Annotated in this window: 15 protein-coding genes and 1 pseudogene; 8 read left to right on the forward strand and 8 right to left on the reverse strand. The window is 62.7% G+C overall.

All coding sequences use genetic code 11. From position 1 onward, the window contains the following. Positions 1 to 86 precede the first annotated feature (86 nt). Entirely contained in the window at positions 87 to 644 is a 558-nt protein-coding gene (locus tag AC3A6B_RS18895; protein ID WP_487838202.1) for a tetratricopeptide repeat protein, read from the forward strand. Between the two features lie 1,226 nt (positions 645 to 1,870). Here AC3A6B_RS18895 and AC3A6B_RS18900 read toward each other — a convergent pair. Next, positions 1,871 to 2,608 carry a GntR family transcriptional regulator gene (locus AC3A6B_RS18900; protein WP_487838203.1) on the reverse strand — a complete coding sequence of 246 codons (738 nt, stop codon included), beginning with the start codon at positions 2,606 to 2,608 and terminating at the stop codon, positions 1,871 to 1,873. Positions 2,609 to 2,825: 217 nt separating this feature from the next. Here AC3A6B_RS18900 and AC3A6B_RS18905 point away from each other — a divergent pair, with 217 nt between their 5' ends. The 4 genes from AC3A6B_RS18905 to AC3A6B_RS18920 all read left to right on the forward strand — a co-directional run bounded on the left by AC3A6B_RS18905 (position 2,826) and on the right by AC3A6B_RS18920 (position 5,900). After that, complete coding sequence (locus AC3A6B_RS18905) at positions 2,826 to 3,227, forward strand: tautomerase family protein (protein ID WP_487838204.1); 402 nt, start codon at positions 2,826 to 2,828, stop codon at positions 3,225 to 3,227. Positions 3,228 to 3,459: 232 nt separating this feature from the next. Further along, positions 3,460 to 3,831, forward strand: a complete 372-nt coding sequence (locus AC3A6B_RS18910; RefSeq protein WP_487838205.1) for a tautomerase family protein — start codon at positions 3,460 to 3,462, stop codon at positions 3,829 to 3,831. A 104-nt stretch (positions 3,832 to 3,935) separates the two neighbouring features. Beyond that, positions 3,936 to 4,889, forward strand: a complete 954-nt coding sequence (locus AC3A6B_RS18915) for a fumarylacetoacetate hydrolase family protein (protein WP_487838206.1) — start codon at positions 3,936 to 3,938, stop codon at positions 4,887 to 4,889. A gap of 48 nt (positions 4,890 to 4,937) precedes the next feature. Further along, the gene (locus AC3A6B_RS18920; RefSeq protein WP_487838207.1) at positions 4,938 to 5,900 is read left to right on the forward strand and encodes a tripartite tricarboxylate transporter substrate binding protein; all 963 of its coding nucleotides are present in this window, start codon (positions 4,938 to 4,940) and stop codon (positions 5,898 to 5,900) included. A gap of 1,232 nt (positions 5,901 to 7,132) precedes the next feature. Here the strand turns inward: AC3A6B_RS18920 and AC3A6B_RS18925 are convergent. Continuing rightward, positions 7,133 to 7,623: pseudogene (locus AC3A6B_RS18925) on the reverse strand (tyrosine-type recombinase/integrase); the annotation flags it as partial. Between the two features lie 299 nt (positions 7,624 to 7,922). Here AC3A6B_RS18925 and AC3A6B_RS18930 point away from each other — a divergent pair. Beyond that, entirely contained in the window at positions 7,923 to 8,228 is a 306-nt protein-coding gene (locus AC3A6B_RS18930) for a putative quinol monooxygenase (protein ID WP_487838208.1), read from the forward strand. 68 nt (positions 8,229 to 8,296) lie between these two features. Here AC3A6B_RS18930 and AC3A6B_RS18935 read toward each other — a convergent pair whose 3' ends face one another. From AC3A6B_RS18935 to AC3A6B_RS18945, 3 genes are all read right to left on the reverse strand, one after another. After that, positions 8,297 to 11,056, reverse strand: a complete 2,760-nt coding sequence (locus tag AC3A6B_RS18935) for an adenylate/guanylate cyclase domain-containing protein (protein WP_487838209.1) — start codon at positions 11,054 to 11,056, stop codon at positions 8,297 to 8,299. A gap of 53 nt (positions 11,057 to 11,109) precedes the next feature. After that, positions 11,110 to 11,274 (reverse strand): hypothetical protein, encoded by a 165-nt coding sequence (locus tag AC3A6B_RS18940; RefSeq protein WP_487838210.1) that lies wholly within the window; start codon positions 11,272 to 11,274, stop codon positions 11,110 to 11,112. Between the two features lie 443 nt (positions 11,275 to 11,717). After that, the gene (locus AC3A6B_RS18945; RefSeq protein WP_487838211.1) at positions 11,718 to 13,292 is read right to left on the reverse strand and encodes a winged helix-turn-helix domain-containing protein; all 1,575 of its coding nucleotides are present in this window, start codon (positions 13,290 to 13,292) and stop codon (positions 11,718 to 11,720) included. Between the two features lie 118 nt (positions 13,293 to 13,410). On the opposite strand from AC3A6B_RS18945, the gene AC3A6B_RS18950 reads away from it, so the two are divergent. Further along, positions 13,411 to 13,965 (forward strand): tetratricopeptide repeat protein, encoded by a 555-nt coding sequence (locus tag AC3A6B_RS18950; RefSeq protein WP_487838212.1) that lies wholly within the window; start codon positions 13,411 to 13,413, stop codon positions 13,963 to 13,965. Positions 13,966 to 14,963: 998 nt separating this feature from the next. After that, on the forward strand, positions 14,964 to 15,956 hold the full coding sequence (locus AC3A6B_RS18955; protein ID WP_487838213.1) for a hypothetical protein: 993 nt from the start codon (positions 14,964 to 14,966) through the stop codon (positions 15,954 to 15,956). 714 nt (positions 15,957 to 16,670) lie between these two features. Here the strand turns inward: AC3A6B_RS18955 and AC3A6B_RS18960 are convergent. The 3 genes from AC3A6B_RS18960 to AC3A6B_RS18970 form a co-directional block, all read right to left on the reverse strand. Beyond that, positions 16,671 to 17,060, reverse strand: coding sequence for a GNAT family N-acetyltransferase (locus AC3A6B_RS18960; RefSeq protein ID WP_487838214.1), 390 nt, complete (start codon positions 17,058 to 17,060; stop codon positions 16,671 to 16,673). A gap of 54 nt (positions 17,061 to 17,114) precedes the next feature. Then, on the reverse strand, positions 17,115 to 17,588 hold the full coding sequence (locus AC3A6B_RS18965; protein ID WP_487838215.1) for a GNAT family N-acetyltransferase: 474 nt from the start codon (positions 17,586 to 17,588) through the stop codon (positions 17,115 to 17,117). 155 nt (positions 17,589 to 17,743) lie between these two features. Beyond that, positions 17,744 to 18,223, reverse strand: a complete 480-nt coding sequence (locus AC3A6B_RS18970) for a hypothetical protein (protein WP_487838216.1) — start codon at positions 18,221 to 18,223, stop codon at positions 17,744 to 17,746. Between the last annotated feature and the right edge of the window lie 56 nt (positions 18,224 to 18,279).

An 18,279-nucleotide genomic window follows, 5' to 3' on the forward strand; every position in this document is an offset into this window, starting at 1 on the left:
GCCGGCGTTCGACCAGGCCGAGCGCCGCCAGGTCGCCCAATCGGTCGCTCGATATTGCCCCCGATCTTTGGCTGACCAATATGGCGATGGGGTTGCTCCATGTGGCCGAGCAGCGTCCGGAACAGGGCATAGCTGAAATCAGGCGTGCCGTAACACTATCCGATGCATCCCGCGCCTGGTCTGTGCTGGGCGTGCAGTTGGCGCATCTTGGGAAAACCGGAGAGACTCGGTTGATCCTGAACCAGTTGTTGGATGAATCCAAGAGGCGATTCGTCGCACCGACGTCGATCGCATCGTTGCATGCGGCACTCGGTGAGGTGGGGCCGGCGCTCACGGCCCTGGAGCAGGCTTTCAGAGCGAAAGAAACCCGTGTGGCTTTTTTGAAAGACGATCCCCACTGGACAGGCTTGCGCGCGGAGCCACGCTTTGCGGCACTCGTGAAGAGCTCAAGCTGGATCGCTATGGACCTGGTCTGTCACCTGTGTGATGCAAACGCGAGAACAAGCATTCATCGTGAAGCGACGCGCTGGCGTTTCGTGTGTGGTCGGCGGCATACACCGACGGGCAGCGCCGGCCATCGTCCGCTTGGGAGCGCGGTGAATGTCTCTAGTGGGCCCATTCCTGCCCGTCAGCGGAAATCATGATTGCCAGAAAGCGGTCGTCGGCTGCGCCAGCCCCAAGTGCGATCCCGGGGATGGCGGACAACGTGTTTTCGAGTGGCGCTCAAGAGCCAACCGGCAACTCAATTAAAGATGCACTGCAAAGAAGCCAAGAGAAATGAGATCGTCCATGCAGCGGTGGTTTGCAATGTTTGTCCAACTAGCACTTATCTTTGCGATTGCATTCGCGGTTGGTATTGGGGTGCTTAGGGCGCTCTGGCCCCCCTTCCATGGCTGGCTCATGACTGATACTTGGCGGTGGGAGCCGTTTAGTACTTGGCTGCGCTTTGTGCTCTTGTGCCTACCGGGAGGTGTCATAACGGGTGCGTTCTTGACGAACTACGTCTGGTTGCAGCAAACACATGCTCCATTGTCCAGAAGGGTTTGGGTCACAGCTTTGGTTGTCACCTTGGCAATTGCGCTAGCGGTTGTCTCGCGCGAATATGCTGGACGCATGCTCCCCGGTTAACAATCGTGTCGCCAAAGCATGAGCATGAGCCTCTGAAACCGAACTGACACTGACACCCGCGACCAGGTCATGCGGCCGGCAACCGAAAAATTCAATCTATGGTGAAAAACTCGCCCGAAAATTCAAAGTGTGGTGAACAGCGGGTTCGAGGTAGCGTGCGGAACCGGCGCCTAACACCTTGATGCGCAACGATCGGCGGTCCGTCATGGGCGCTGATCGACATCGGTTTTCAACCTACCTTGAATTTTTTGCAGCTTAGTTTGAATTCGCGCCCGCCCGGCGCGCACCGGGCGGCGGCGGGCCGCTGTGGGCGAGCAGCCTGGTCGCCGCGTGCACGCCTGCGGACCATGGGCGAAGCCGAGCATGCGAAGGTGTTTTAACGGCTAAGAATCCGCAGGCTCCCGGCGATCGGATCACGCTCGGCGGCGAATACCTCGAATCGAGGAGAGAAGTGCCGGGGGCGGGGCCCTCCGATCAACTGACCCATCGCGATTGCCAAGTTTTCGAGCCCCTGGCACTCGAAGGATCGTGCTATGGACGATCACACCGTGGGTCAGAACCCAGCGGCACAGACGTCGAATGAGGGTCAGTTCTCGCTGGTGACAACAGGTGGAGAGTTGTACGACTTCGACTGCCCAGCTTGGCCGTCGGGCAGGTCTTCTTTCTCAAGCCAGGAAAGAAGGACGCGATCTGTTCGATCGACAGGTCGACGAACTTGCGAGGCATGATTAATGGGAGCCGCTCACGCGGCGATCTTGTAATTCCGTTCACGCAGATTGCCCATGGCCGCTTCCTTTTCGAACCTCGCCGAGGCCAGCGCCTGGAGCGTCATCGTTTCCGTCAGCCGCAAGTGCTGCTCCATCAGCGCGGAGGTCGTTGCGATGTCCCTCCGAATGGCGGCATCGGCAATCTCGCTGTGCTCATCTCGCAAGTCGCGACTCTCTGGAGACATGTGCAAGTTGATCCACCGATAGCGTTCGGCTTGCACGAAGAGCTGCTCGCGCACCTGCAGAAGCCACTTGCTGTCACAGGCTTGCACCAGAGCCCGGTGAAATTCCGCATGGACGCCAGCCCAGGCCTCGTCGACGGGGCCCGGCTCTGGATGCGTTCGGACCAGCTGGTGGACAGCCGCAAGGATGTTCGCTTCCCAGGAGACGTCCCCCCGCTCCAGTGAGCGGCGCAGGCACACCATCTCAATCTCGATACGCGCACGCGTGAGGTCCTGGACATCCTCTGCCGTGATGGGCGTCACTCGGAAACCGCGTTGAGGAGTCGCGATGACTACGTTCTCCGCAGTCAGCCGCGACAGCGCCTCTCGGACCAGCGAGGGGCTCACGCCCAGTCGCTGTGCCAAGTCCTGGATCTTCAACTTCTCGCCGGGCGGAAGCCGGCCGGCCAGGATGTCGGCACGCAGCTGTCTATATGTGGAGTACGTAAGGCTCCCGGTGTCATCGTTCCCACTGGACAAAACTGCTGTCATGCAAGGAGCATACCATTTTTCTACATTACCTACTTTGTAGAAAAATATTGATTTTTCGCAATCTCGCCGATATTATTCGATCCGCGTTGAGGAATCTTCAGCTTTTGATGTGCGCAGCCGTCCCGACGGGCCCACAGAAGAGCTCGGTATCTCTGGACTTACACAGCTCATCACTCACCTGCCAGGAGGCAACATGCCGCTCGTCCGAATCTCTCTCATGAAGACCACCACCGAACGTGCTCAACAGATCGGTCGATGTGTGTACGACGCGATGCGCGAGATCATCGGGATCCCCGAGGGCGACAACTTTCAGGTCATCAACCACTGCGGCCCTGGCGAACTCATCTACGACCCCAGCTGGCCTGGGATTGAACGTACAGACGGGTACATGTTCATCGAGATCATGCTGGGACGGGGCCGGGAAACCGCGGTCAAGCAGGCGTTGTTCGCCCGCATCGCCGAACTACTCGAAGAGCGGTGCCAGGTTCGACCGGACGACGTGATGATTGGTTTGGTGGGACTCGGGCTAGACGACATGTCGCTTGGTCAGGGGCGTGCCCAGTTCGTGGAGAACCCGCCCGCCCGGCTGCAATCGCTGACCGCCGACGACGATCGCTAGGGCAGGGCCGCGCCATGACCAGAGGTCCCGCTGACACCTCACACCATCGCAGCCGTGCGCATCGACAACTACGGCGTGTGGATGGCCACCGTTTACCTCGCCGCCCTGTTCCTTGTCTCCCTCGCAGCCTGTCCATGAGCCGTGAGAAAGCGCGGACGGGTCTGCTCACCAGCCCTGCTGCGCAACCGCAGTCCGCAGTCCCTTTCCCCTACTAACCCACAGAAGGAGTTTTATGCCGAATTACCAGTTCACCGTCACGGCCGGATCCACGAGTGCCCTCCGGAAGAAGGAGATCGCTGAGGCCATCACGGAGGCTCACTGCAGGGTCACCGGCGCACCTGCGAACTATGTCAACTGCACCTTCGTCGAGGTGCCCGAGGATTGCCTGTGGCAGGGAGGCAACCTCCTCCCCGGCGCACGAATGGTCGGGCTCATCCGAGAGCGCCCTGAGGCAATGAAGAAGGAGCTGCTGCTCGCCCTTGGCCACGCGTGGGCCAAGGCCACTGGCGAACCGTTCGAGGCTGCGGCGATGGGACTGGTCGCTGTCCCCGGCTACCAGACTCTCGAAAACGGCGCTCTTCTGCCCGAGGCAGAGGACGACTGATAGATGCCGCGGCGTCGGCGAGACCCCAGCGACACCGACTGTGGTCGCTCATGTCGTGCCGATCGCCTGCGATCCCAGCGCCACTAGAAAAGAAGAGAGGCTTCATGAAGATCGTTCGGCACCGCACCGCGAACGGGCCCGCCCTGGCCGTCCAACTCGACGAAGAGACTATCGCGGACATGCCTCACGGGCTGGAGCTGGCCGCACTTCTGGCCACCGACGGCTTGATCCACGACGTCGGTGACCAGGCCCGTCGCACTGGGAAGCGCCGGTCGCTGGCGGATGCCCACTTGATGGCGCCCTTGGACCCACCGACCTTTCGGGACTTTTCCACTTTCCCCGAGCACATCGTGGGCGGTATGAAGCTGCTCGACCCGACGGCCGGACTACCGCCGGAGTTCTACGAGATCCCGACCTTCTACTTCTCTAATCCCTACGCGATCACCGGGCCGCACGACGACGTCCCCGTTCCCCCGGGCTGCAAGCTGTTCGACTACGAGCTCGAAGTTGCCGCTGTGGTGGGACGTGCCGGGTCCAACCTCACCACGGAGGAGGCCGAGGACCACATCGCCGGGTACGTGGCCCTCAACGACTTCTCCGCTCGCGATGTCCAGTTCCACGAGATGCGGATGCACCTGGGGCCCGCCAAGGGCAAGGACACCGCCACTGCTTTGGGCTCTGTGTTCGTCACTGCCGACGAACTACGTCCCTACCGGGCGGGGCCGTCCTTCGATCTGGAGATGCAGGTCTGGGTCAACGACGAGCTCCTGGGGAGCGACCGCCTCAACAACATGGCCTGGTCCTTCCCTGCCTTGGCCGCATACGCCTCCCGTGGCACCGTCATCCGACCTGGGGACCTCCTGGGATCCGGCACCTGCCAAGGCGGGTGTCTGGCTGAACTCTGGGGCCGACACGGTTGGGGACACCTTCCCCCACTGCAGCCTGGCGATGTCGTGACCACGAAGGTCGAAGGCCTCGGCGGAACCCGCAACCGCATCGTTGCAGGCCCCCCGAGCCACCCCATCCATCCGCACGGATATGAGAAGGGCCCGGGTTAGGGAAGGATTCCCTGCCCCGGCAGCCTCTAACCACTTTAAGGAGACATCATGAGATTTTCTAGCATGCGCGCAATCATCGGGACTTTGCTCGTCGCCGCTGCGGCATCCTCCGCGGCCCAAGTTGGCAGAAGCGGCACACTGGTGATGGTCCTGCCAACCCCACCAGGAACCCCGTACGATGTCACGGCCAGAAAGTTGCAACCGGAACTTGCTGCCGCCCTCAACCAGCCAGTGATTGTTGAAAACCTGGGCGGCGGTAGTGGTTCAATTGCAGCGCAAAAGTTGCTGCAGAAGGACGGCGCTAAGAGGGTGCTGTTCGCTTCCGCTCAGGAATTGGTGATGGCACCATTGCTTATACCGGGACTGCGCTACAAGCCGACCGATTTTAAGCTTGTGGCGAAGACCGGCGACGCGCCATTGAACGTGTTCGCCAGGCCTGGCCTTCCGGCGAACGACATGCGCGAGCTGCTTGCGTTAGCAAAGCGATCGGGCAGCGCGCCATTGTCGTATGGAAGTTCTGGGAACGGGTCCCTCTTTCATCTGGTGGGTGCCAGTTTTGCGAAACGCCTGGGAACAGAGATGACTCACATCCCGTACAAGGGTGGTTCGGCCGCCGTCCAGGACCTGATAGGAAACCAATTGGACATCGCCTTTCTCCCGATGACGCCGGGCTACCAGCAGATGGTCAAGGCCGGGCAGCTGAAGCACCTTGCTGTGTTGACGCGCGACAGGCTTCAAACCTTCCCCGGAATCCCGGCAATTGCCGAGTTTGACGGCTTCAAAGACTTCAATTTCTCGATCTGGGGCGGATTCTTCGTCACGGCCGACACGCCCGAGAAGGAGGCAGCCGAACTCGGGGGGACCATTTATAGCGTGGTGACTTCGCCGGCGTTTGTCCAATGGACCATCGAGCAGGGAATTTCGCCGGCGGTGCGCGCGACCCCAAACGAGATTGCCACATTCTGGGCTGAAGAAACGAAGAGGTACCTTGACCTTGCGAAAGGTCTTTGACGCCGGCGTTGAACGGTAGGCGAGCTGCCGACGGCTGGACGGCTTGGCGGCCTTCTTAGAAGCCCTGAGTGCACGGCTCGACGTAGCAAGAACACAGGCAGCGCTGGAGTCGGCGATCGTAGCAGCGACCAAGAGAGCTGCAGAGCTTTCCAGGAGTATCGGCAATTGAGTGAGCCGCCGAAGGCGATTGCGCGATCGATGTCTGCATTGGGGACCATTCCAGCCCGCCAGCGAACACCATGATTGCCGGTAAGCGGTCGTCGGCAGCGCCAGCCAGCCCGCAACCAGGTCGTGCGGCCTGGCAACCCGAAAATTCAATCTATGTTGAAAAACCCGCCCGAAAATTCAAAGTGTGGTGGACAGCGGGTTCAAGGTAGCGTGCGGAACCGGCGCCTAACACCTTGATGCGCAACGGTTGGCGGAACGATCATTGGCGCTGATCGACACTTGAATTATTTGCAGCTTAGTTTGAACTCGCGCCCGCCCGGCGCCGCTCGCTGAGCCTGGCCCCCCTCCAGGTACGGGACTCGATTCACCTGTCACTACTCGCCGGTTGCCCAGCCGCCGCTGTGGGCGAGCAGCCTCGTCGCGCGCGTGCACGCCCGCTGCCCATGGCGAAGCCGGGCAGGCGAAGGAGTTTTAGCGGCTAAAAATCCGCAGGCTCCCGGCGATCGGACCACGCTCGGCGGCGAACCATTCGATCGAGGAGAGGAGGGCCGCGGGCGTGGGCCTCCGATTCAAAGGCGCGCGCAAGGCAGAATGCCGCCACAGCCGGTAACGGCCAACACCAGACCTTTGGCACCCACTCCAAATCTCAAGCGCTATGCCCACGCCACTAGATGTTCGCGACCTCGACGGCGTGCAAGCCCTTCGGATGTTCATTGCCGGGAGGCCCTTGCAGTGCCATCGATGCCGCGCTTTGCTCGAGCCAATCCCCGCGGACGCGGTAGGAGCGAACGTGCTCGGCCTGAAGTGCCCAGTCAGTAGCAACCACTACCTCGTCTATGGCGAGCCAGAAGCAGCGATGAAGGCGATGCGGGCTGGGATGCGCGAAATTTCGAAAGTCTCGGGATAGAGTGCTTGCGTTGAGGCTTCTAGCAGCGACCGGCAGAATCCGGCCATGATCGACGTGTAGCTTCACCGGCGGCGCGCGCGGCGCGCCGCTCCTCAACTAAGGCCTGCCGTCCGGAACGGAAGTGGACGACGCTTTAGACATCGCCGAACAGCTGGACGATCATGGACGCCTTCGTGCGGCGCATCGAGTGCGTCCCATAGGAAGACGAGTCCAGGCCAATGCCTTCAACCCACCCGTGCACGATCCTGGCGTACTGGCGCGTGCCGAGATGCGGTGATGCACCTACTCGGCTAGTAAAGAGAAAGTCATCGGATCGCAAGTGTCCGCGCTGGATCCATGCCTCAACAGATTCTCGGGTCGTCTGCGTGATCTCGCGAACTGAACGGGCCTTTGGGTCTTTCGCTGCATGACCATCGCACGAGTGGTAACCCGATCCCCGTGGCAAACGTCCCGAACGCGCACAGCGACAAGGTCACAGCCGCGCAACTTGCTGTCGAAGGCTAGATTGAACAATGCAAGGTCCCGAATGCGCTTCACCATCTGCAGGTGCGTACGTATGGCCCAAACCTCCTTCGCCTTGAACGGGGCCTTCTGGCCAATCAGCTTTCCCTTGTTCCACGGGCCACTGGTCCTGATGTGCGTTTCCATGTTGCACTCCTTCTCGAACGGACGGCTTTGGCCATCCCCCCAACGAGGCTGCAGCCACCCGCGGTTGCCTACTGGAGCATCAACCTAGTTGAATGCTATGGAACAGCGAGACCTCGTGCCTTACCAAGGTCGTATACAGGTACGTGGGCCACCACACCGCTTGATCCGCCGGATCAGCGGATAGGCTGCCCTCTGCCAGAAGCGGCCGTGCGCGGAGGTTCGCCGCGGCACCGTTTGATTGGAGCCGAACGAGATTTCCGGCACACTGGCGGTCTTCCTTCAAATGGGAGGTGCGTGTCATGGCAAAGCTGGCCGTCATCGGAACAATCGAGGTTCAACCAGGTTCTAGAGCAGAGGTATTGCGCGCTGTCCTTGCTCACCGCGATCGGTGCCTGAAGGACGAACCGGGAACTCTCCAGTTTGAAGTTCTAGTTCCATCTGAGGACTCGGAGAAGCTCATGCTCTACGAGCTCTACGCTGACAGTACCGCCTTCTCGGCCCACATGGACGGCGCGAGCGTGGCGAAGGTGCGTGAGGAAGTTGGAGCCAAAGTCGTAGGTCTTACGGGTATCCGTTGCACGCCGGGCACAGAGTTTTCTGGTTGACGGCCCGGCGCTGCACCAAGACAGCATGGCCAACTGCAGACATCGTTCGACTGTCACTGTTCGTGTCGCTACGTCCGGGCCGGGAAGGCCATGGCGATCACTTCGTCCGCGCTGAGCCGGGAACCCTCGTTGCGAAGGCGTCCGAGCGCCTCGGTGTCGAGACCCGTCTTGATGATGGCGAGGGCGTCTTCGTAGCAGCGCTCTGGCACAGGGGGCAAGCGTTCGTGGTCGGACCCCAAGCAGTTGTCAATGTAGGCCATCGTCTTCGCTGCTTCGAAGAAGCGGCCGTGACGCGCGAGCAGCTGCGCGATCTGGCAAAACAACCCCAGAGTCGGACCTGTCGTATGCGTGATCATGATCGTCGCGGTCCTCAACGAGATCTCAGCCGCTTCGAGATTGCCGAGACCAACGAGCGCGATACTCCGCCAAGCGAGGATATATGCGCGGTTGTAGGTGCTTTCAATCACCGTTGACCCGCCAAGAAGATCGTCACATCGATGCAATGCGGACGCAAAGTCGCCCGCCGCTAGGTCGTAAAGTGGAAGCATGCTTTCACACGCGTCCCCGAAAAAGCTGTCCCCTCGACGATGGCTCTGCAGGACAGCGTTGACGAGTTTTCGTGCCTCCTCCGGCCTGCGCTCGATGAGGTATTCGCAGAATGCCTTGCAAAGGGCGATGAGAAATTGCAGCCACGACGGCCAAGCCGGATCAAGCAGCGCCTCCATCTCGGTCAGCGCTCTTTCCGCCGCAACACCGTCGGCGAGAAATGCGAATGAGGGCACGGTTGTTGCCAATGACCTGAACACCCAGAATCGATCGCCCAGGCTGCGAAACAACTCGGCGGCCCTGAGTCCCGCCTCGGCCTGACGCTTCGTGTCGGTCCACATTCGCAGATTTGCGACAACGAACCAGAAACGTGCCGCCAGTCGAGGCGGCGTCGCTTCGTCCACCCAGGGCTCGACGGCCCGGTACAAGCGCGCACCTTCGTCGTTGCAGCCCTGAGCATCCCAGAGCCTCTCGGTGGCAGCGGCGAGCGCCACGGCGATCTGACGATCGCCACCGTCTCCCATCGCCCAGATTGCGGCCGCGCGGACGTTGTCCAGATCGGGCGCAATGCGGCGCATCCGCGCCAGCGTCTCCTCGAAGGGATCGTCACCGGTCAAGGTGTCGGCGATCGCCTGTGCATGGCGCCTGCGGATCGCTTCGAGCGACCCTGCCGCGGCCAGCCGCTCCAGCGCAAAAGCCCGGCTGCTCGAGAGCAGCCGATAACGCTTTATCTCCCCACCCTCAACGAGGACCAGCGACTTGTCCACCAGGGAGGCCAGGTGATCGAGCACCGCCCAGGTATCGATCGCCTCGTCGGCCGCCACGAGCTGTGCCGCCTCCAGCGAGAACGTGCCCATGAACACGCCGAGCCGATCGAACACCGTCTGCTCCGCTGCCGTCAGCAGCCCGTGGCTCCACTGCAGCGCCGCTCGCAGCGTCTGATGCCGCGGCAGCGCTGTGCGGCTGCCCGCCGTCAGCAGCTTCAACCGCTCGTCCAGCCGCTGACGCACCCCGCGCACTCCCAGCAGCGACACCCGCGCCGCGGCCAGCTCGATCGCGAGTGCCATCCCATCGAGCCGCCGGCAGATCTCGACCACGTCGTCCACGTTCCCGGAGTCCACGGCGAAGCTTGAATCGACGTCCTGGGCGCGCGCGACAAACAGCTGCACCGCGCCGTAGCTGAGCGCTGCACTCGCGTCAGCGCTCGGGGGCACCGCCAGGGCATTGAGCCGACTGATCTGCTCTTGAGCAATGTGCAGCGGTTCCTGGCTCGTGACGAGCAGCCGCACGCCCGGGGCGCCCGCCACGATCTGCGCGGCCAGTTCGGCAACCGCTTCAAGCAGGTGCTCACAGTTGTCCAGCACCAGCAGCAGCCGCTGGTCCCTGAGCACCTGCACCAGGGACGCGAGCGCGGTCTCCTTCACCGCCATGGGGTGCCCGAGCACCCGCGCCACCGTGGGCACCACCAACTGTGCATTTGCCAGCGGAGCCAGTTCCACAAGCCAGGCGCCGTCGGCATAGGTGCCGCGCACGGTGTGGGCCACCGCCTGCGCCGCCCGGGTCTTGCCGATACCTCCAGGGCCCACCACGCTCACCACGCGATGAAGCTCCAACAGCCGGGCCAGTGCCGCGACGTCCTCCGCGCGTCCATACAACGGTGGCAGCTGCGCCGGCAGATTGCCCGAGGCCGGGGCCGATGTGGTTGCCGAGTGAGGCGCTTCCCTCGCAATTCCTGAGTCCGGCGCCACCGCCCCTTCGATGGGGAGTCCAAACGCATGCAGCGGCTGCCCGATGTTGCGCACCGCATGCTGGCCCTGGTCCACGAAGCGATGAGCGGTCGGCTCGCCCAGCGTATTGCGCACCGAGTCCGATACCGAGATGCCGCCCTCGAGCGCCAGCGCCTGCATGCGCGCTGCGACGTTCACCCCGTGGCCGTAGACCGAGCCGTCGGGCTTCTCGATGACGTCGCCCAGGTGGATGCCGATCCGAAAGCGCAGATGTGCAGCCTCGGGTTGGCCAGTGCCCGCGTGCGCAAGCTGTCGCTGTATGGCCACGGCCGCATCCACTGCACCGGCGACTGTCTCGAACACCGCCAGCACCGAGTCGCCTGCCGTGTCGACAATGCGCCCGCGATGTTCGGCGACGCGCTTGCGAAAGACCTGGCGGGCCGCATCGAGCTCGGCAACCGTGGCGAGCTCGTCCTGCGCCATCCGGCGCGAATACCCCGACGCGTCGGCGCAGAGAATCGCCATCAACCGATGCCGCAAGCCCGAATCGTTCACGAGGCACCCCCCCCGTATGCGGAGCAGCATCGTAGTCCTCGCATGGGGCCGTGTCACCCCTGCAGCGCGCGCCGCCCGCCCGGCCGCGCCAGGCTGGCAACGACGCCGGCACGCACCGCGCCGGGTTTAGCCACCGTCACAACGGGTGTCGTGGGACTGGCGGTCATCACGGCGCGCGCCGCCGGACCGGCTCGCCACGACGACAGGATCAACAGCAAGGCGTGTGGATTCGGCCAGCCACGGCCCTACATCGGTGGCTCGCGCGAACCCGGAAGATGACACGACATTGAGGGACCGCTTTCTGGCAGCAAATTCGTCGCCTCGGTTGACCGGGTTGGGCCCCGAGCGGTCAGACGTCCCAAATTGAAGCGGCCGTTTGAGCGGCATCTCATTGCCCGGCTGTACGTCGAGGGGTCATGCGCCAGATCGCCGCCGTGCAGGCGGTGAATCATCTCCTCAACGACGGCGCGGTCGAGTGACGCGTGCGCGCGCGCATGAGTCACTGGCGCTCGCTCTCTTGCGGACCGCCATTCGAGCTCACGAACGACGGCAATGACTTCGGCGCGCACCGTTGCAACGTGCAGTTGGTCGAACTGCCAAACGCTCCGCGCCCACTGGGGGCCAAGGGATCCGGCTACCGGTCGCGCTCGACCATCCGCACTCAGTCCAACCCGATCTGGCGCAGGCAGTCGATCAGGTGCTCGCGACCCTGCAGAAAACGAAGATCGTCTCCCTGGACCATGTTGGTGACGCGGCCGGTGTCAAGACCAGGTGATCGGGCCAGCGGCACGGCCAGAATCGCGCGACCCTCGCCCGGGCGGCCGGCGGCCACCAGGGCGGCGGCTAGCACCAGTGGTGGCATCGGAAGGTGCGGATTGGCCGCTTGGCCCAGACGCGCAGCATGCGCCGCTTCTTCGTAGCGCGCCGACATGAAATGCGCAGTAGCCACGAGGCCGTGCCAAACCCCAGCGCGGAAGTCACTCAGGCTCAGCCGCGCCGCCTGCTGGGCTGCCGCGATGCACTCGTCGAACCGACCCAGGCCCAAAAGCGCCTCACTCTTCATGTAGTGCGCTGTCGGGTTGCCCGCGTTGCGCTCGACCAGCATGTCGGCCAGAAGCAGCGCTGCCGCCCACTCGCCGCGGAGCTGGGCGGCTTTGGACCGCGCCAGCAAAGTCAGCGTGTCCTCCGGGTATTGTTGTTCGAGCCGCTCGGCGGCCTCGAGCGCCCGTCTCCGGCATGCCTCGGGATCAACGGCCCATTCGAAGTCCACATGGCAGGCATTGATGAGACACACCCCGCCCCAGCCGCGAAGCGAGTGCGGATCCTGTGACACGGCCTGTTCGAACCATTGCAGCGCCGCCCGGAGATTCTCCGGACTGATGCCGCGGTACACCGTCCCCCAGCCGAGCATCGCCAAGTCTTCGCCGGACCTGGATTGGCGCTGGGCCGCACGCTCTCCGGCCGATCGGTGCATTTGCACAAGGATTCCCCTGGCGGCCTGAGCGACGAAGTCGTTGATCGCCGCCTGCGACGGCCGCTTGCGATCGAGCGCAATCTGGCCCGCCCAGTGCTGCTGGCCGCCGTCTGCGTCGATCATCACCATCAGTAGCTCCGTCCGGCCTGCATGCGCCCGAAGGTTGCTGCATACGACGTGCCGCACCCCTAGCGCCATGCCGATGTCACGCAGATCAACGTGGTGCTCGCGGTACGTCTTCAACGCGTCGTAGGCGATCACACGCCCACCCGTCAATCCCGATCCGATGGCCAGCGTCAGGTCGGCCACTAAACGGTCGGCCCACCGCCGGGCATCGGCAGACCCTTCCGCCTCGGCTGCCGGCAAGATGGCGATGGACAGCGCTGGCGCTTCAGAGCTTGGTACGTCGCTGCCCTCGGCCTGACTGTCCCACTCGTCGGGTACAAGCATGTAGCCCTGCCGCTTGACGGTTCGCAGCCACCGTTGCTCCTTGTCTCCCAGCGCCTTGCGGATGTCGGCAACGGCCTGCACGAGCGAATCGTCGCCTACGATTACTGTGGGCCAGACACGCTGCATGAGGCTCGGCTTGTCAACCACATGGCCCGCCCGCTCACCCAATACGAGGAGGACCTTCAGCGCTTGGCGGCGCAATGGGACGAGGTTGCCATCGGGGGAGCGCAGTTCGCTCGCATGTAGGTCAAGCACGTGCAGGCCCAGCGGCAACCGGTATCTGGGGCAATCAACGGCGACATCTCGGTCCATCGAGACCTCCGAGTGGACAACGGCATCGTACGTCTTTCGTGGCAGTTTCGGGTTGCCATCAGGACACGGCACGCGATCGGCGCGAGCATGGTGTGAGACCCGTGCAAAGGACGCCATGATGCGCACGACGTTGCTTGCAGTGTTGATCGCGATTGCCACGACCACCGGAGGCGCACAGACCCTCCACGAAGACGATCGTCCGGACCCAGACGTTGCCCAAGCCGGGCTGGCGTGGCTAATCGGCGACCACGGCAAGGCGCTGCGGCATTTTCAGGCTGCCGCCGCGCGCGGTAATGCTCATGGACAGTACAACCTCGCCATGATGCTGCTGCTGGGTGAAGGCACGGCAGCGCAGCCGCGGCAGGCAGTCGCGTGGCTACGCAAGGCGGCCCAGAACGGGCTGGCACGCGCCCAGTACGAACTCGCTGAACTGCACTTCGAGGGTCGGCACGTGCCGCGATCTCTGTCTCGGGCGGCCTGGTGGCACGGCAAGGCTGCGCGGCAAGGCTGGTTGGACTCTCAGCTCAAGCTCGCCGACATGCACATGCGGGGCAGTGGCGTACGCCGCGACCTGCGTGAGGCGCTGCAATGGTACGTCCTGGCCGCCGCCCAAGGGAATGCATACGCCCGGGACAAGGCACTTGAACTCGGGCGACGGTTGGAGGACATCTAGCCACCGCCTGAGAAGCAATCGAGTTCAAGTCGAGTTCTAAATGTTCGTATCGACGGACCGCTCTGCGGTACATCGTCGAGTGTCGCGTTATGGCCGACAACGGTAGTACGCGAGCAAAAGCGCAAGGACTGCTCCCGCTGCAGACCTGCCGCACTGCAGTTGATGGCGACAGGCAGGACTGGGCCCAGACCTGCTGTTCCCATTTCTACGTAGCTGACGTTCAACCCCGTCGTGCACCAGCGTACGGGTTCGCTCCACTCCGTCGGCTCACCCTGGACCAGCTGGCAGGAGGAGTGGTGCGGCGACTGTGCTCTCGCGAAGTTGGGTGCAAGTGGTCGCCAAACGCATGGCCCTGCATGTGCCAGCAGCGGCTGGCCGAAGTTCCGGCGCCCGAGATGTGGGCCTCCCCCCGACCATCTTTATTGTTGCCGACGCACTTTATTCTTCCGCCACAACTGGTCGAGGAAGTAGAGCTCGAGATCGGGGTCTTGGATGGGGGGCAACAATGCGCAGAATTGATCGTCCACCATGCCCACGCCATACCGGCGCATCGATCCGGGTGGCGCATCTTGTCGCCTTTTCAGGTCGTGCGGCGACGATCTGAGCGGTTCGATTCTTGCTGCATTGCACAATCACAAGCAACGAGCCAAGAAATGTCAGAAATATCAAGAAGGATGAGTGAGGTGTCCATCGACCGATCGTCGCCGGTTCCATCGACGATCCCTCGCAGCAACTCGAATCGCGCGCGGCTCATCGTGATCGGCCTGCTGAGCACATGGGTCGCGGCTTGTGGCGGTGGGTCGTCGGGCACTTCGACACAAGCGCCCGTTGCAGGCGCACCCGCACCCGCACCCGCACCCGCACCCGCACGTGCACCTGCACCCGCGTCCGCACCCCCACCTGCGTCCGCACCTGCGCCGGCACCTTCGATCACTACAGCCCTCGGCAAGCCCGGCCGGCTCCTCGTGGGCCTCGGCGCGGCCAGTACTTTCGAGGACATGAAGGCCCAGCAGATCGCTCCGGACATCATCGATACCTATCTCGTGGCGGTCACGGGTTTCAACTCTGGCGGCGGTAACGCATGGCCTCATTGGCTATACGGCGCTCCGGACGGTGGCGTCGTGACAAAATTTTCCAACGACGTCGCGGCCATGGGCGCCGTACCGATGTTCACCCTGTTCCAGATGCCTTCCCTGCGGGGTGGCGACGTCACCGTCATCAACGACGCGCCGTTCATGGCCGCCTACTGGGCGCAAGTCAAGTTGATGTACCAGAAGATCGGCGAGACCGGCCGCCCCACCCTGGTCAACCTCGAGCCTGACTTCTGGGGCTTCGCAGAGGGCAGTGCACCCGGCGGCGACCCGGCGAAGTTGCCGGCGCGCGTGAGCACGGTGCCGGAATGCGCCAGCCAACCGAATACGGCCGTCGGCGTCGTCGGTTGCCTGTTGACGCTCGGACGGACGTACGCGCCCAAGGCGAGGATGGGCTTCCCCCCGTCGTTGTGGGCGGGGGATGCAAACGCCACCGGCAGCTTCATGGCAAAACTCGGTGCAGACAAGGCCGACTTCATCGTGGCGCAGACCAGTGATCGCGATGCAGGTTGCTTTGAAGACCCGATGCCCGTGAAAGAGTGTGCGAATCGCGGCCCCGGCCCGTTCTACCTGGACGAGAACAACATCACCACACCGAATTTCAACCAGAGCCTGGACCAGTGGAGCACGGTGCGACGCCACCTGGGCGGCCTGCCGATCCTCTTCTGGCAGACCCCCATGGGCGTGCCCTCGACGACCCCCGGCGGAACTCCAAAGCACTATCGGGACAACCACGTCCAGTACATGCTGACGCATCCAACGCAGTACACGGGCAACGGCACATTCGCGATCGTCTTCAGTCCCGGGGACGCCACGTCGGCGGACATCACGACCGATGGCGGGCAGTTCGCGCGCCTGTCCCGCGCCTACCTGGCGAACCCGGCTCCGTTTCCCCCCTGAGCTCAACGGCAGAACAAAGAACCGCGATTCTGAGCCGGTCGTCACGCCACCCGCTTCGTGATGGTGCGTACGGGGATCGGCTCGAACTGTGGTTCGCTCAAGCTTGCCGAGCCGCGGCCAATAGCAGAAGCAATGTTCCGCCGCTGTGGTGGCCCTGCAGGATGGAGCGGCAAATGAAGGCTTTCTCAACCTCAAGCTTGGACCGCGGCTGGAGTGGCTCAATTTTGAAACGGCGCCAACAGGGCCCATCACCCGTTCTGGTGCGTGGCGCCCCAGCACTGGATGGCTGCGGCCAGTCGGCCACCACTTGGACGGTGTCTTGTATTGTCTTCACGCCGGACATTTCCTCGTCTTGCCTCGACTTCGAGCGGCGCCACGATGGTATGCGAACGGCGTCGCGTCGGCCCGGTAGACCTCCCGTTAGCGGTCGTCACCGAAGGTCAGCAACTGGCCGACACCAGCTAAGCAGATGGACATCCTTCTTCGTCGACCAAAGTCCAGCTGAGTTCTACACGATGCCGAGCTTTCAGCTCTTGTTCGAACTGAATAACTTTCATTGGGTGCGTAGCCTTGCAAGTCACAATCAGAACCTTACTCGGCTTGATCCGAACCAGTTCATCCACAACGGGTGTGGCAAGCGCAGATTTGACCTCGCCGACTTGATAGGCAGCCGGGGTGTTGCTGGGCCCGCCCGATCACCGATGCTCCTGGCCGTCAGCGGCGCTGACGTTCCATCGCATCAGTGGATGCGACAAACCCTAGTTTGGCAAAGAATTCCGGTGCACCGCTACGGCCGGCACGCAGGACCCAGGTAATGCCAGGCTCCGTACCGACGATGTGATTTACGAGCGCCTTGCCGGCACCTCGCCGCCGATGTGCGTCGGCGACAACAACCATCGACAGGTATCCGTTCGATATGCCGTCCGTGATTGCGCGAGCAAAGCCGACGACTTCGTCGTCGAGTAACGCGACCACTGTGCGTTGCGAAGCAGCGACAAGTCGTAGCAGGTGTTGAGCACTTGAGATGCGATGGCTCCAGCCGCTTGAGACGAGGAGTTGATAAGCCGCATCAAGGTCAGAGGCCGCAAAGTCGCGAACCTGCATCAGACGTCTCCTTTTGGCCCGCATTCTGCCTTCTTAGGTGTGCGCGCATCAGCCCTATGGCCTGAGCCCTTTTTGCATGGGCAGTCCCTCGATGCCGAACGCCCGAACCGGGGGCCCTTGAGCAACGAACCCGTTGCGGAGGTAGAACGTTCGCGCTGTACGTGTGCTCTCCAGGTGCAACACCAGGACCCCAGCTTTGGCCGCCTGCTCTTCGATTGCTGCGAGTAGTGCCGTACCCACCCCCGCGAAGCGCACGGAAGGCGCGACGTAGCACAGCGTCACCTCACCGGTTCCCAAGGCCGACGCGAATCCAACCATTTGCTCGCCGATGCTGGCGACAACGGAGAACGCGTTCGGCGCGAGGATGACCCTGCGCACGAGCTCAGGCGTCTTGTTGCGCAGCCATCCGTCCAGCACCGTGGCATCGCCACGGTGGTCATCCTCACAGCACTCGACGATTGAACTCCGGATGACATTGCAGGCGCCAAGTGCGTCGTCTTCCGTCGCGGGTCGGACCTGAATATCCATGGGCTCCTCAAATGTCGCCTCTTGGCCGACTGTAGCCAATCGAGGGTTTGGGCGGTTCGGGGCCCTAAGCAGCGGTTCATCTGCCCCCAAAGCGGACGCTCGCGAACCGTGTCCGCCAATTTGTACCGACCTTTAGAGTTCCCGGAATCGTGTGGTTAGCTGGGCACCCAAACCAGTGCCTTTCGCTCGCTGACCGCACGTTCACTGAACTCCCGAAGACACCTGAAGCTATCCGGAAAGAAGGATTCTTCGTCATATTCCTCTTCGACATGGTGGCTCAGTTTCCAGTCGTACCAACGCTGTCTAATCGTTGTCTCGTCCAGGGCCTTCAGCGCTGAAAGAAGCGCATTGACATCATCGCTGTTCATCGCCACAGCTTCATCGGTGAGGTACTGGTGCAAGTAGTCGAGTCGGCGAAACCAGGTCTCAAAGACGCCGCATGGGCCGCCGACAAAATCGGTTGTCCCATTCAGAATGAGATGGAATGTCTGCACGTTCAAGTGATTGGGCCCTGGGTAGCACACGTCATCTGCTTGAGTTCGAGCATCGAAGTACTCGGTGACAAGGGCGGGGTTGCCTCGCAGCAAAGGCAGGTCCGCATCCTCCACCAGAAAAAACCCCATATTGGTTGACACGCAGTTGCTCTCCTTTTTCTCATCGGTGATGCGGCCAACCGCCGTTGGCCGCGTGC

The sequence above is a fragment of the Variovorax sp. Soil_C_33 genome (genome assembly GCF_057656935.1).

What these genes read in the sequence shown, in the direction of transcription:
- AC3A6B_RS18895 (WP_487838202.1), top strand. Translation starts at nt 87, where the DNA reads ATGGGGTTGCTCCATGTGGCCGAGCAGCGTCCGGAACAGGGCATAGCT.
- AC3A6B_RS18900 (WP_487838203.1), bottom strand. Translation starts at nt 2,608, where the DNA reads ATGACAGCAGTTTTGTCCAGTGGGAACGATGACACCGGGAGCCTTACG.
- AC3A6B_RS18905 (WP_487838204.1), top strand. Translation starts at nt 2,826, where the DNA reads ATGAAGACCACCACCGAACGTGCTCAACAGATCGGTCGATGTGTGTAC.
- AC3A6B_RS18910 (WP_487838205.1), top strand. Translation starts at nt 3,460, where the DNA reads ATGCCGAATTACCAGTTCACCGTCACGGCCGGATCCACGAGTGCCCTC.
- AC3A6B_RS18915 (WP_487838206.1), top strand. Translation starts at nt 3,936, where the DNA reads ATGAAGATCGTTCGGCACCGCACCGCGAACGGGCCCGCCCTGGCCGTC.
- AC3A6B_RS18920 (WP_487838207.1), top strand. Translation starts at nt 4,938, where the DNA reads ATGAGATTTTCTAGCATGCGCGCAATCATCGGGACTTTGCTCGTCGCC.
- AC3A6B_RS18930 (WP_487838208.1), top strand. Translation starts at nt 7,923, where the DNA reads ATGGCAAAGCTGGCCGTCATCGGAACAATCGAGGTTCAACCAGGTTCT.
- AC3A6B_RS18945 (WP_487838211.1), bottom strand. Translation starts at nt 13,292, where the DNA reads ATGGACCGAGATGTCGCCGTTGATTGCCCCAGATACCGGTTGCCGCTG.
- AC3A6B_RS18950 (WP_487838212.1), top strand. Translation starts at nt 13,411, where the DNA reads ATGCGCACGACGTTGCTTGCAGTGTTGATCGCGATTGCCACGACCACC.
- AC3A6B_RS18955 (WP_487838213.1), top strand. Translation starts at nt 14,964, where the DNA reads ATGAAGGCCCAGCAGATCGCTCCGGACATCATCGATACCTATCTCGTG.
- AC3A6B_RS18960 (WP_487838214.1), bottom strand. Translation starts at nt 17,060, where the DNA reads ATGCAGGTTCGCGACTTTGCGGCCTCTGACCTTGATGCGGCTTATCAA.
- AC3A6B_RS18965 (WP_487838215.1), bottom strand. Translation starts at nt 17,588, where the DNA reads ATGGATATTCAGGTCCGACCCGCGACGGAAGACGACGCACTTGGCGCC.